This is a genomic window from Streptomyces sp. NBC_00984 (genome assembly GCF_045162475.1).
Taxonomy (GTDB): Bacteria; Actinomycetota; Actinomycetes; order Streptomycetales; family Streptomycetaceae; genus Streptomyces.
Genome location: NZ_CP108734.1, coordinates 1,572,708 through 1,586,031, shown reverse-complemented (window position 1 = coordinate 1,586,031; position 13,324 = coordinate 1,572,708). Strand labels below are relative to the sequence as shown.

The 13,324-nt window shown below is 72.0% G+C and carries 10 protein-coding genes and 1 pseudogene; 7 read left to right on the top strand and 4 right to left on the bottom strand.

Annotated elements, in window-relative coordinates; all coding sequences use genetic code 11:
• Positions 1 to 17: 17 nt before the first annotated feature.
• On the bottom strand, positions 18 to 1,058 hold the full coding sequence (locus tag OG520_RS06755; RefSeq protein WP_399334795.1) for an Rv2578c family radical SAM protein: 1,041 nt from the start codon (positions 1,056 to 1,058) through the stop codon (positions 18 to 20).
• A 149-nt stretch (positions 1,059 to 1,207) separates the two neighbouring features.
• On the opposite strand from OG520_RS06755, the gene OG520_RS06750 reads away from it, so the two are divergent.
• From OG520_RS06750 to OG520_RS06735, 4 genes are all read left to right on the top strand, one after another.
• Entirely contained in the window at positions 1,208 to 1,651 is a 444-nt protein-coding gene (locus tag OG520_RS06750) for an SRPBCC family protein (RefSeq protein ID WP_406012546.1), read from the top strand.
• Positions 1,652 to 1,838: 187 nt separating this feature from the next.
• Positions 1,839 to 4,298 (top strand): MFS transporter, encoded by a 2,460-nt coding sequence (locus tag OG520_RS06745; RefSeq protein ID WP_406012545.1) that lies wholly within the window; start codon positions 1,839 to 1,841, stop codon positions 4,296 to 4,298.
• Positions 4,299 to 4,500: 202 nt separating this feature from the next.
• Positions 4,501 to 6,933 (top strand): SpoIIE family protein phosphatase, encoded by a 2,433-nt coding sequence (locus tag OG520_RS06740; RefSeq protein WP_406012544.1) that lies wholly within the window; start codon positions 4,501 to 4,503, stop codon positions 6,931 to 6,933.
• 111 nt (positions 6,934 to 7,044) lie between these two features.
• Positions 7,045 to 7,788, top strand: a complete 744-nt coding sequence (locus tag OG520_RS06735; protein WP_406012543.1) for a methyltransferase domain-containing protein — start codon at positions 7,045 to 7,047, stop codon at positions 7,786 to 7,788.
• A gap of 253 nt (positions 7,789 to 8,041) precedes the next feature.
• Here OG520_RS06735 and OG520_RS06730 read toward each other — a convergent pair whose 3' ends face one another.
• Positions 8,042 to 9,475 (bottom strand): amidase, encoded by a 1,434-nt coding sequence (locus OG520_RS06730; protein ID WP_406012542.1) that lies wholly within the window; start codon positions 9,473 to 9,475, stop codon positions 8,042 to 8,044.
• Between the two features lie 47 nt (positions 9,476 to 9,522).
• Between OG520_RS06730 and OG520_RS06725 the strand changes: the two genes are divergently transcribed.
• Genes OG520_RS06725 through OG520_RS06715 form a run of 3 tightly spaced genes read left to right on the top strand, consistent with a single transcriptional unit; the run spans position 9,523 to position 11,679 of the window.
• The gene (locus OG520_RS06725; protein WP_406012541.1) at positions 9,523 to 10,173 is read left to right on the top strand and encodes a TetR/AcrR family transcriptional regulator; all 651 of its coding nucleotides are present in this window, start codon (positions 9,523 to 9,525) and stop codon (positions 10,171 to 10,173) included.
• A complete protein-coding gene (locus OG520_RS06720; RefSeq protein ID WP_406012540.1) occupies positions 10,170 to 11,063 on the top strand; it encodes an alpha/beta fold hydrolase in 894 nt (297 codons plus the stop codon). Before OG520_RS06725 ends, OG520_RS06720 begins: the two co-directional genes overlap by 4 nt.
• A gap of 58 nt (positions 11,064 to 11,121) precedes the next feature.
• On the top strand, positions 11,122 to 11,679 hold the full coding sequence (locus OG520_RS06715) for a DinB family protein (protein ID WP_406012539.1): 558 nt from the start codon (positions 11,122 to 11,124) through the stop codon (positions 11,677 to 11,679).
• A gap of 69 nt (positions 11,680 to 11,748) precedes the next feature.
• Here OG520_RS06715 and OG520_RS06710 read toward each other — a convergent pair whose 3' ends face one another.
• On the bottom strand, positions 11,749 to 12,156 hold the full coding sequence (locus tag OG520_RS06710) for a GntR family transcriptional regulator (RefSeq protein WP_406012538.1): 408 nt from the start codon (positions 12,154 to 12,156) through the stop codon (positions 11,749 to 11,751).
• A gap of 46 nt (positions 12,157 to 12,202) precedes the next feature.
• Positions 12,203 to 13,220: pseudogene (locus OG520_RS06705) on the bottom strand (ABC transporter ATP-binding protein).
• Positions 13,221 to 13,324 lie beyond the last annotated feature (104 nt).

Sequence of the window (13,324 nt, the reverse complement as noted above, 5' to 3'; positions counted from 1 at the left end):
GCGGTGGTTCCGGCAGATCAGAGCAGGGTCAGCTGCGTGGGCCCGGGGCCGTCGAGCGGCGAGTGCTGTTCCTTCCGTGCCGGGAGCCGTCGGGCCGCGCCGCGGTGCGAGGGCCCGATGCCGAATTCGGTCGCCAGCTCGTGGACGTACCGGGTGATGCGGCGCTGGTACCACTTGGGTGCGTAGGCCCCCTCGGCGTACAGCCGCTCGTAGCGCCGCACCAGATGGGGGTGGTGGTTCCCGAGCCACTGCATGTACCACTCCCGGGCGCCGGGCCGCAGATGGAGGACGAGCGGGGTCACCGAGGTCGCCCCGGCGGCGGCGATGGCGCGGACCGTGGCGCGCAGCTGGTCCGGATGGTCGCCGAGGAACGGGATGACGGGGGCCATCAGTACGCCGCAGTCGATGCCGTTCTCGCTCAGGGTGCGGACGGCGTCGAGGCGGCGCGCGGGGGACGGGGTGCCGGGCTCGACGGTGCGCCACAGCGCGTCGTCGACGAAGCCGACCGAGACGGAGATGCCGACGTCGGTGACCTCGGCCGCCTGCCGCAGCAGTTCCAGATCGCGCAGGATCAGCGTTCCCTTGGTCAGGATCGAGAACGGGTTCGCGTGATCGCGCAGGGCCGAGATGATGCCGGGCATCAACCGGTACCGGCCCTCGGCGCGCTGGTAGCAGTCGACATTGGTGCCCATCGCGATGTGCGCGCCGTGCCAGCGGCTGGACGCGAGCTGGGCGCGCAGCAGCTCCGGGGCGTTGGTCTTGACGACGATCTGGGAGTCGAAGCCGAGGCCGGTGTCGAGATCCAGATAGCTGTGGGTCTTGCGCGCGAAACAGTAGACACAGGCGTGCGAACAGCCCCGGTACGGATTGACCGTCCATTCGAACGGCATCCGCGATGCGCCCGGTACCCGGTTCACGATCGAGCGGGCCCGGATCTCGTGGAAGGTGATCCCCCGGAACTCGGGGGTGTCAAAGGTGCGCGTGGTCACCGCGTCGGCGGTGAAGAGCGCGCCGTTCCCGGTCGTGGCGGGGTTCTCGACCAGATTGTCCCAGCGCATGGACGCCTCCTCGGTAGCACTGGACAGAGAATAGAACACTTGTTCCCTTGATCGTTTTCTCCCCTTCGTCCCGGACCGGATTTTGAGCGGCGTGCGGGAGGTGATTGGCTCAGCACACCCCCGAACAACCGAGTGCTGGAGGAACAGCCATGGCGCAGGTCGAGGCCACGACAGAGCGAGTCATCGCGGCGGACGCGGAGACGGTGTTCGACGCGCTGGCCGACTACAAGGAGGTCCGGGGCAAGGTGCTGCCCGGACACTTCAGCGAGTACGAGGTGCGTGAGGGCGGTGACGGCGAGGGCACCCTTGTCCACTGGAAGCTCCAGGCCACCAGCAAGCGGGTGCGCGACTGCCTGCTGGAGGTCACCGAGCCCACCGACGGCCGGCTCGTGGAGAAGGACCGCAACTCCTCGATGGTCACCACCTGGACCGTCACCCCGGCCGGTGAGGGCAGGTCGAAGGCCGTCGTCTCGACCGTCTGGAACGGTGCCGGCGGCATCGGCGGATTCTTCGAGAGGACCTTCGCGCCCAAGGGGCTCGGGCGCATCTACGACGAGCTGCTGCAGAACCTCGCCGCCGAGGTCGAGAAGTAGCCCGCCCCGCTCTTGACCGGCCTCACCGGTTCGGGTGGTTTTCTCGGCCCGTCGGTTGTGCGCCGTAGTGGCTCCCACCGGGAGTTAAGCCCCCCGAGTACGCCGTCGGCGCCCCCCGTCGCGTTTGCCCTCCCTCGTCGCGCGATGCGAGAAAAGGGCGGCGCAGATGCGACGAGGGGAGCAGCACGTGGTGGGTGGGATCACTCTGTTGGAGGAGGAGCCGGGCGGCGCGGGGACCGCTGAGGCGCCCGCCGGGCCGCCCCCGCCGCCTCCTGCCGAGGCCGCGCCGGCTCAGGCGGCCCCCGCCCCGTCCGGCGAACCGGAGACCAGCCCCCGCCGCATCCGGCTGATCTTCCTCGGGCTGATGCTCACGCTGCTGCTCGCGGCGCTCGACCAGATGATCGTCGCCACCGCGCTCCCGAAGATCGTCGGCGAGCTGCACGGCCTGGAGAAGATGTCCTGGGCCGTCACCGCGTACCTGCTCGCCTCCACGATCGGACTGCCGATCTACGGAAAGCTCGGCGATCTCTTCGGCCGCAAGGGCGTCTTCCAGTTCGCCATCGTCATCTTCGTCATCGGCTCCGCGCTGGCCGGCTGGTCCCGCACCATGGACGAGCTGATCGCCTTCCGCGCCGTCCAGGGCATCGGCGGCGGCGGGCTGATGATCGGAGTCCAGGCGATCATCGCGGATGTCGTACCGCCCCGGGAACGCGGCCGGTTCATGGGGCTCATCGGCGCCGCGTTCGGCCTCGCGTCCGTGGCGGGCCCCCTGCTCGGCGGCTTCTTCACCGACCATGCCTCCTGGCGCTGGTGCTTCTACATCAACGTCCCGTTCGGCCTGGTCACGCTCGCGGTCATCACCGTCGTACTGAAACTCCCCAGGCCCACCGTCCGGCCCCGCCTCGACGTCCTCGGCGCACTGCTGCTCGCCGCCGCCTCCACCTGCCTGGTGCTGCTGACCAGTTGGGGCGGGACGGAGTACGCGTGGGGATCGCGCACCATCCTGGGGCTGGGGGCCGGAGCCGCCGGAACGACTCTGCTGTTCCTGGTCGTCGAGCACCGGGCCGCCGAACCCATCATCCCGCTGCGGCTGTTCCGCGACTCGATCTTCAATGTCACCGCGCTCGTCGGGGCGGTCGTCGGGGTGGGGCTGTTCGGCGCCGCCAGCTATCTGCCGACCTTCCTCCAGATGGTCGACGGCGCCACGGCCACCGAATCCGGGCTGCTGATGCTCCCGATGATGGGCGGCATCGTCATCGCGTCCGTCGTCTCCGGCCAGCTGATCTCCCGCACCGGCCGCTACCGCATCCACCCGATCCTCGGCGGCGCGTTCTCGGTGGTCGGGATGTGGCTGCTCTCCCGCCTCGAAACCGACACCCCACGCATCGAATACAGCATCGCGCAGGCCGTGCTCGGCATCGGGATCGGGCTGATCATGCCGGTGCTGGTGCTCGCCGTGCAGAACTCCGTCCAGCCCGCCGACATCGGCTCCGCCACCAGTGCCAACAACTACTTCCGGCAGATCGGCGGCAGCGTCGGCGCCGCCGTCTTCGGGACGCTCTTCGCGGGCCGCCTCGCGGACGCGCTCGCCGTCCGCCTGCCGTCCGGCGCCGACCTCCCCGACCCCGAGTCGATCACCCCGCAGCTGGTCCACGCGATGGAGCCCGCGCTGCGCGACAGTTATATCCAGGCGTACGCCGACGCGATGCCGCGGATCTTCCTCTACCTCGTGCCGGTGCTCGCGCTCGGCCTGTTCTTCGCCTTCTTCCTCAAGGAGAAACCGCTGGTGTCCCATCACAGCCCCGAAAGCACCGCCGAGTCCCTGACCGTTCCGGCCGCCCGCACCACTTCGGCCACCGAGGCCGCCGCACCGCCGCCCGTCTACCTGTCGGGCGTGCCGGTGTGCGGCAGCGTCCAGCACTCCGACGGTACGAAGGTCCCGCGCGCCGCCCTCACCCTCATCGACGTCCAGGGCCAGCAGGTCGGACGGGGCGCGAGCGGCGACGACGGACGGTACGCGCTGAGCGTGCCCGGCTCCGGTTCGTACGTCCTCATCGCCGCAGCCGGCGGACACCAGCCGCAGGCCGTCAGCGTCACCGTGGGCGAACGGCCCGTCGAGCTCGACGTGGTGCTCGGCGGGGCCGGGCGCCTCGCCGGGACCGTCGTCACCGCCGACGGCATTCCGGTGCGCGATGCCGCCGTCACCCTCACCGATGTCCGCGGCGAAGTCGTCGCCTCCACCCGCAGCGGCCGTGAAGGCGGTTATGTGATCACGGAGTTGGTGGCGGGCGAGTACACCCTCGCCGCCAGCGCCCCCGCCTTCCGGCCCGCCGCGCTGCCGGTGAGCGTGCAGGCGGCCAGGGAGACCCGGCAGGACATCGAACTCGCCGGCGGCGCGGTGCTGCGCGGCATCGTACGGGCGAGCGGCGGCCGCCCCGTCGAGGACGCCCGGGTCACCCTCCTGGACGCGGCGGGCAATGTGGTCGACACACTCACCACGGGGCCCGACGGGGCATTCCGGTTCGTGGACCTGTCCACCGGCGAGTACACGGTGATCGCGGCCGGCTACCCGCCCGTGGCCACCGTGCTCCAGGTCGCGGGTGGCGGACGCACCGAACGCGACCTCCAACTCGGGCACGAGGACTGACCGTCCGGAGGAACGGCGGGCCGGCCGGTGGCGCCCCGGCCGGCCCGGCGCCACCGGCCGGACCGCTCCGTGCGCGTACCAGTGCGCCGGGCGTACCACCCCGGGCCGCGATGGGGCCGATGACCGGCGGGCGCCGGCCGCGGGGCCGTACCGTGGAGTCACGAACCGCAGAACGTTGCGGTGGGGAAGGAGCCTTCCACCCATGGATCGCGATGTGCCGGCGCAGCGGACACCACTGCCGCGTGACGCCTCGACGGGCCGTGTGCCGCTCGCCGTTGCGGTGGTCGACGAGCGCGGGCTCGTCTCCCACTGGTCGAGCGGCGCCAGACGGCTCTTCGGCGTCACCAGACAGGGGGCGGTCGGCTCGCCGGCCGGTGAACTCCTTCCGGTCTCCGGTGTGCTGGGGCAGGCGGAGGAGGACGGCACCGGCTTCGGCCCCGAGTCCGAGGGGGCGCCGGTCGGGACCTTCTGCTACCCGACGGCGGGCCGGGCCCGGGTCGACGAACCGGAGCGGGGCCGGATCGACGTCCTGTGGTGGGCCTACCCACTGGTCGGCCCCGGTTCCGAGCGGCTCCTGGTCCTGGCCGCGGACGCCGGCCGGCTGGCCGGGGGCGGCAAGGGCGACGGCCGGGACACCGGTACGGTCGCCCCCGCCTTCGCGCTCCACACCGACTTCCCCGGCTACCAGGAGCTGGCGGGCCGGCTGCCCGAGATCCTGCCCAGCATGAGTGTGGGGGAGGCGACCAGGATCGTCGCCCAGGTCCTCGAACTCGGCTATCCCGTCCTGGAGTTCAGCCACCGGAGCCGGGTCCCGGTCACCCCTGACTGGGGCGTGCCGCGGCGCACCTCCCAGCACTTTGCCCACAGCCCGCGAAGCGGTGGCGACGGAGCACCCGCGCCCCGCGCCGTCCCCCGTCCCGAACTGGACCTCGAATACGCGGCGGTCCGCGAACGGCTGGAGTTCCTCAACGAGGTCAGCGGCCGCATCGGCACCTCCCTCGACCTGGAACGCACCATCCGCGAGGTCACCAGCGCCGCCGTACCCCGCTTCACCGACTTCGCGGGTACGCATCTGCGCGCCGCGGTCCTCGCCGGTGAGGGCTTCCCGGACGGGCCGCCGGACGTCACCACCGTCTGGCACCGGGTCTGGGTCGAGCACAACGACGAGCCCGGCCGCTGGGACGACACCGTCCCGGTCGGCGAGTCCATCGCCTTTCCCGAGCACACCCCGTTCTTCCAGTGCATGGTCACCGGTGAGCCGGTCCTCATCCCGTACGTCGGCGAGGAGCTGAGCAACCGGATCTCGGGCGAGTTCGAGAAGCGCGACCTGCGTCCGCTGATCACCCACCGGTCGCTGCTCATCGTGCCGCTCAAGGCCCGTGACGTGGTGCTCGGCTTCATGGTCCTGATGCGCCGTCCCGGCCGTGAGCCCTTCGACGACATGGACCGCACCACGGGTGCCGAACTCGCCGCCCGTGCCGGGCTCGTACTCGACAACGCCCGCATGTACACGTACCAGGAGAACGTGGCGGAGACCCTCCAGGACAGCATGCTGCCCCAGGTCGCACCCCGGATGGCCGGCTGCGACATCGCCACCCGGTACCTGCCCGGTGCCCGGCTCGGAAGGATCGGCGGCGACTGGTTCGATTCGGTGAAGCTGCCCGGCTCCCGGACCGCGCTCGTCGTCGGCGACGTCATGGGGCACGGCCTCAACTCTGCCGCGATGATGGGCCAGTTGCGTACCGCGGTACTGACCATGGCCACCATGGAGATGCCGCCGGCCCAACTGCTGCGCAACCTCGACGACCTGGCGCAGCGCCTCGGTGAGCTGTATCTGGCGACCTGCCTCTACGCCGTCTACGACCCGATCCGTTCCGAGGTCCAGATCGCCAACGCCGGGCACATCCCGCCCGTGCTCGTCCGTGCCGAGGACGGCCGGGCCGAACTCCTGACCCTGCCCACCGGCGCCCCGATCGGTGTGGGCGGCGTCGCCTTCGAGACCGCGACCGTGCGGGTGCGGCCCGGTGACCGTCTGGTCCTGTGCACCGACGGCCTCGTCGAGGTGCGCGGTCAGGACATCGGCGCCGGGCTCGCCGCGCTCTGCGCCTCCGCGGCCCACCCCGCCGCCTCCATGGACGACGCCTGCGACACGATCATCCGGGCCCTGAACCCGAGCGGCGGACGCAAGGACGACGTGGCGCTGCTGATGGCCCGGCTGAACGGCATCCCGGACAAGGACGTCGCCGAGTGGCAACTCGCCCTGGACCCGCGCGAGGTGGCGCGATCCCGGCGCCTGGTGCGCGGGAAGCTGCTCGACTGGGAGCTGCCGGACGCCGTGGAGGCGGCCGAGCTGATGGTCAGCGAGCTCGTGACCAACGCGGTGAAGCACGGCCGCTGCCATCACATCGGGCTCCGCCTGGTCCGCACCGGTGCCCTGCTGTGCGAGGTCAGCGACGACGAACCCGCCCCGGCCACCCTGCTCGACGCCGCCTCCCACGACGAGTCGGGCCGCGGCCTGCTCCTGGTGAGCAGCCTCGCCCGCGCATGGGGCACCAGCACCACGGCACACGGCAAGACCGTCTGGTTCGAACAGGCACTCAGCGGGATCCCGCGCCCCCGGTCGCGCGCCTGGTGAAAGCCTTGCCACGGGCGGGTGGATGCTGTGCGCGCTCTTGCCGAGGCCGTCCCGGGACGGTAGCCCGGTCCTGAACAGAACAGCGCAGGACGAACGGACCCGGGAGTGCGCATGGACGTGTCACAGCGATACCGCGAGGCATGGGAGGGCTACTGGTCCGCCACCTCGGACACACCCGGCGAGGCGATCTGGGACTCCGACCCGTCGCTCACCTCCGTACCCCACACCGAACTGCTGCTGCCGCATGCCGACACCTCACTGCCCGTCGTCGACCTCGGCTGCGGCAACGGCACCCAGACCCGCTATCTCGCCACCCGTTTCGCCCGCGCGATCGGTGTGGATCTCTCGCACGCGGCCATCGCGCACGCCCGCCGCGCGGACACCGAGGGCGTCGCCGAGTTCGCCCAGCTCGACCTTGTCGACGAGGAGGCCGTGGCGGCCCTGCACGGGCGGATCGGCGACGCCAATGTCTATATGCGCGCGGTGATCCACCAGAGCGAGCCCGGGGCCAGGGCCGCCGTCGCCGCGGCGATCGCGGCACTGGTGGGGGAGCGGGGACGGGCCTTCGTCGTGGAGCCGACCCCGGCCTCCAAGGATGTGCTCCAGCAGGTGGCGCAGGGCCCGGACGGCCCGCCGGAGAAGCTGCGCCGGGTCCTGGCCCACGGGCTCAAGCCCGCGAGCGCCACCGAGGAGGAGGTGCGCCGGCTGCTCCAGGAGGCCGGTCTCGCCACCCTGGCCGGCGGTGCGACCGCCCTGGCCCAGACCGAGTTCCTGCCCGACGGAACCCGCGTCGCGCTGCCCGCGCGCTGGTTCGTGCTGGGTCCCGCGGAGCGCCGGAACGGAGACCGGCGGTAGCGCGGCGATGGCTGGTTCCGGCTCGTCCGGGCAGGCCGCGGCCGGTCAGGCGGCGGGCCTGCGCCGCCGCTCCGCGGCGGCCAGGGCCGGCCTGCTGTAGTCGGTGTCCGAGGGGTTGAGGGTGCCCCCGGGCGGGACGATCTCGTCGATTCGGTCGAGGATCTCCTCGTCGAGGCCGACCTGCTCCGGGAGCGTATCGACGGCGTCACCGGCGAGTAGCCGGACCGCGCCCGGGGGTCCGGCGGCGGTCCGGTCAGGGGCGGCCCGCCGGTGCCGGCGCCGTGGACCGGTCGCCGTAGCGGTGGGCCCACGGCAGGGCCTCCTCCAGTGCGGCCGATACGCCGAGCAGGAGGTTTTCGCGGCCCCAGCCGGCGGTGAGCGAGACCCCGAGCGGCAGGCCCTGCGAACTCCAGCCCAGCGGAAGGCTGATGGCCGGGAACCCGGTGGCGTTCGCCAGGACGGTGTTGCCCGTGAACGCGGTCATCGCGGCCAGCTCCGCCGCCGGGTCCGCGTCGTTGCGCAGCTGCCCGACGAGCGTCGGCGGGGTCGTCACGGTCGGGGTGATCACCACGTCCGCGTTCGCGTGGTCGAGCGACCAGGCGCGGGCGCGGGCCTGCACGACACCGATCGCGGCGGCCAGCTCGCCCGAGGTGAACTCCTGGGAACGGGACCGGAGATGGCGGACGATCGGGCGCAGGGACGACTCCTCGAACGCCATGGTCCTGGACCCGACCAGCGCCGTGAACATCACTTGGAAACCCTCGGTGAGCTCGGGGTCCGGCGCCTGGTCCCGGGCGAACACGTCATGGCCGAGCCCGGCCAGCGTACGGGCGGTGAGCTCGGCGGCGGCGGCGACCTCGGGATCCACGGGGGAGCCCGAGACCGACCCCTGGGCCAGCGCGATCCGTAGCCGTGGCACGGGTGCGTCGCACGCGCGCTCGTAGCTGTCGACCCGGGGCGGATGCACGGTGCCGACGCCGGTACGGGTGGTCAGCGCGTCGAGGAACGCGGCGGTGTCGCGGACGGTGCGCGCGAGCGGACCCCGTACGGAGAGCCCCATCCCGTCATTGCCGGCCGGGCCCGCGGTGACGAGTCCGCGGCTGGGTTTGAGCCCGACCACCCCGCAGGCGCTCGCGGGGGAGCGCACCGAACCGGCGGTGTCGCTGCCCTGCGCGATCGGCACCAGCAGTGCGCCGACCGCCGCGGCCGCGCCGCCACTGCTGCCGGCCGCGCTGCGGGTGAGGTCGAAGGGACTGCGCGCCGGGGCGGACACCTCGGGCTCGGTGTAGCAGGCCGCCCCGAATTCGGGAACGGTGGTCTTGCCCAGGCTGATCAGCCCGGCGTCGGCCATGACCTCGACGATCTCGTCGTTGTGCCCGGGAATCCAGTCGCGGAACAGCGCGGAACCCAGCGTGGTGCGCACGCCCTCGGTGGCTTCCAGATCCTTGACCGCGGTGGGTACGCCGAACAGGCGCGGCAGTCCGGTGCGGTCCGCCGTGCGCAGGACGCGTTCGGCCCCGGCCGCCGCGACGCGGGCCCGGTCGGCCGACACGGTGGTGAACGCCCCCACCCGGTCGCCGTCCCCGATCCTGGCCAGCAGATGGTCCACGACTTCGGTGGGACTGGTTTCGCCGCGCTGGTAGGCGGCCGCCAGTTGAAGGGCGGTGAGGTCGTGCAATTCCGTCATGGGCGCTCCCATTGCCGTTTCGTTACGCGTATCGATATGGTGCGGGCATGGTGGGCGAGAAGGCAAGCACTCCGAAGAACGGCCGTCCCCGGGCGGTGACGCTCGACGCGATCCTGGACGCGGCGACCGAACTGGCCGACGACCAGGGGCTCGGTGCCGTGAGCTTCCGCGCGCTGGCCGACCGGCTGGACGTGTCAGCGATGGCGATCCACCGCACGACGGGCGGCATCGACGCGCTGCAGCACGCGCTGGTGTCCCGGATCGTCGGCGAGGTGACCCGGTCGGTGGACTGGCCGGACGACTGGCGCGGCATCGTCCTGCTGTTCGCGGACACGCTCCACGACCTGCTCATGCGGCACCCCGTCATCCTGGAGGCGCACCGCCGCGCCTCCCTCGTCGGGCCCGGCGCCGACGACGTCGCGTACCGGGTCGTGGCGGCGCTGCGCGGTGCGGGGCTCGACGAGGAGGCCGCCGCGTACGCGTACGGCACCCTGCACGACTTCGTCACCGGCCATGTGGCGATCCGCCTCGGCCGCGGCGATCTGGAACTGCACCAGCTCCCGTCGGAACGCCGGGCCGCGTCGGTGTTCGCGGACCACCACGACTACGACCGCCGGTTCTCCTTCGGCCTCGACTTCGTCATCGGCGGAATCGCCGCCGCTGCCGCCAACCCCGTATCCCACGAGGAGCAGAGATGACCCCCTCCCCGCCGGACCTGCCGAAGACGCCGGAGACGGACCTGCCGGAGACGCATCGCCTGACGGCCCCGAACGGGCGCCGCATCACGTACTGCTCCTACGGCGACCCCGCCGCCCCGCCCGTGATCGTGCTCCACGGCACCCCCGGCAGCCGATACGAGGGCCTCGCGCTGCGGCAGGCGGCGGCGGACGAGGGCCTGCATCTGGTCTTCCCGGACCGTCCGGGCTACGGCGGGACCGACCCTGTGCCCGGCCGCGGCTTCCACCGCTGGAACGACGACTTCGTGGCCCTGCTCGACCACCTCGGCCACGAGCGGGCTCCGCTCGTGGCGATCTCGGGCGGCGGCGGGTACGCGCTCTCGGCGGCCCAGAAGCACCCCGAGCGGGTCACGCGACTGATCCTCGCCTGCGCCGCCGTTCCCGGGGCTCCCCGCGAGGCGTACGCGCGCCGGATCCCGCTGGTCAAGTGGCTGAACCGGATCGTCCTCTGGGCTCCGGCGATAGCCCGGCCGATGCTCGCGGGGAAGGGGATCTTCAAGAAGACGAGGCGCGAGCCGAACCTCGACGCCTGGCCCCGTTCCGATCGGCTGATCATGAGCACCCCCGCCTTCCGGGCGCTCTCCGACGTGGACACGGCCGAGGGCCAGCGCCAGGGGGTGGACGCGGCCATCACCGACCTCGCCGGCTACTCCCTCCCGCTGCCGGACCCGCTGGGCTCGCTCTCCGTACCGACCCTGTTCCTGCACGGCGAGGCGGACGGCAACGTCCCCGTCGAGGTGGCGCGCTGGGCGCACGCGCAGATTCCCGGCGCCGAGCTGCGCACCGTCACCGACGGCGGTCATCTGTTCCTCCTCGCGGACCCGGAGCCGCTCCTGCGGGAACTGACCTGAGCGGTGTGTGCGGCGGTCGTCCTTCACACCCCGTACCGCCGGTGTGAGGATGGCCGTCATGACCTGGACGGCACCTCGCATCGCACGTACGACGGTCGACGGCGACCAGCTGAACGTCCCGAGCACCGTGGACGAGCGGGTCATGCTGGACGGCTGGCTCCGGTGGCACCGCGAGACACTGCTCACCAAGTGCGCCGGGCTCGCCCCGGCACAGCTCGTGCGCACCGCTGCCGAGCCGTCTGACCTCAGCCTGCTCGGCCTGGTGCGGCACATGGCGGAGATCGAGCGCTGGTGGTTCCGCCGGAGCTTCGCGGGCCAGCCGATCGGTGACGTCTTCACCGGTCCGGGCGACGGTGACGAGGGGATCGAAGGGGTCGACGCCGCGCACGCCGAGCGCGACTTCGCCGCCTTCCGTGCCGAGATCGAGGCGTGCGAGGCCGCCGTGGCGGGGCGCGGCCTCGACGAGACGTTCGTGTCGGCCACCCGGGGCCGGACCGTCAGCCTGCGCTGGGTGTACCTGGTGATGATCCAGGAGTACGCCCGCCACAACGGCCACGCGGACCTGCTGCGCGAGCGGACCGACGGCGCCACCGGCGACTACCCGGTGGGGGGATGAGGTGCGGCTGCTCCGGTCCCGGCCCGGGACCGGAGCAGCCGCACACCCCGACGCGTACGGAAGCGCCTCTCAGCCGTCGTCCGTCCCGGGCGGATACACGGCCGCGTGGGCCGACCGGAAGAGGGCGTCGACCTCCTGGCCGCTGAGCCCCTGCGCCCGTGCCTCGTTCAGCCACTCGGCGAGCGAGGCGCGCAGAGGGGAGTCGGGGCCCGCCTGGGCCGGGGCGAGGGAGCGGGTGACGAAGGTGCCCGCTCCCTGCCGGACCTCGGCGAGGCCCGCGCGTTCCAGCTCGCGGTACGCCTTGAGGGTCGTGTTCGGGTTGACCTTGGTCTCGGCCGCGACCTGCGCGGCCGTGGGCAGCCGGTCCCCCTCCTCCAGGGCGCCCATGCGCAGCGCCTGTTCGACCTGTCGCACGATCTGGAGGTACGTTGCCACTCCGCTGCGTCTGTCGATGCGGAACACGACCACCGTCTTCACCCTCCAGTTGGACTGCCGAAACGATACGTAATCGCGGCGGCAGGTCCTAAAGAGGGCGCCGTGAGTCCCGCCACAGGGTGAACGCCGTGAGGGCGACCGTGGCCAGGAGCAGGAAGCCCGCCCCGGTCCACTGCATGGTCGGCATCTGGTCGTACCTCAGGTACTCGACCACGTTGTCGACGATGCCGTTCTCCCTGACGCAGGCATCGTGCGCCGCTTCGGTCGGTGGTGCAGTGACCCCAGCCGAAGAGTTTGCCGTCGGGTCGCACCAGCGCGTGGAACTGCCGGCCCTTGACGGTGGCTTCGATGACCGTGTGGGGGGCCAGCAGATCGGCCGGGTTCCCGTCCGTGACCAGCCCCGTCACCAGCGTGTGGGCCGGGACCAGCGCGTCGGCGTCGCCCGCCATCCGCAGCCTGCCCTCGGAGACGACCAGCAGGAAGTCGCACATGTCCTCCAGCTCGGAGAGCATGTGGGAGGACATCACCACGGTGGTGCCGCGCTCGACGGCCTCCGACATCAGCAGCGCGCCCATGTCGTGGCGGGCCAGCGGGTCGAGGTCGGCCATCGGCTCGTCGAGCAGCAGCAGATCGGGCCGCTTGCCGAAGGCGAGCGCGAACGCGACACTGGTGCGCTGACCGCCGGAGAGCGTGCCGACCTTGGCGTGCAGAGGTACCTGGCCCGAACGGACGATCCGCTCCGACGCGGCCATGTCCCAGCCGGGGTTCAACTCCGCGCCCAGCCGCAGCGTCTCCGCCACCGTGAACCTCTTGAACAGCGGCTTGTCCTGCCCGAGGAAAGCGAACCTCGGCGTCACCGCGGGGTCCTCGGCAGGCACGCCGAAGACCCGGAGTTCCCCGTGACTCGGCTGCACCTGCTGCGTCGCCATCCCCAACAGGGTGCTCTTCCCGGCCCCGTTGGGGCCGACGAGACCGCAGATCCGGCCGGCCGGAAGCCGGAAGGAGCAGTCGCGCAGTGCCCAGCCGCGCCGGTACTGCCTACCGAGTCCACGGGCCTCCAGCGCCCAGGCGCCGGAGGCACCTCCCGGAGTGAATGCGTCTGCCATGCATAGCCCCAATTCCATTAGTCAATTAATGGAATCATGGTCTGGGATGGGAGGGGCTGTCAAACCGCCTCGGGCATCGGCTCTTGCGGACGGTGACGTGGATA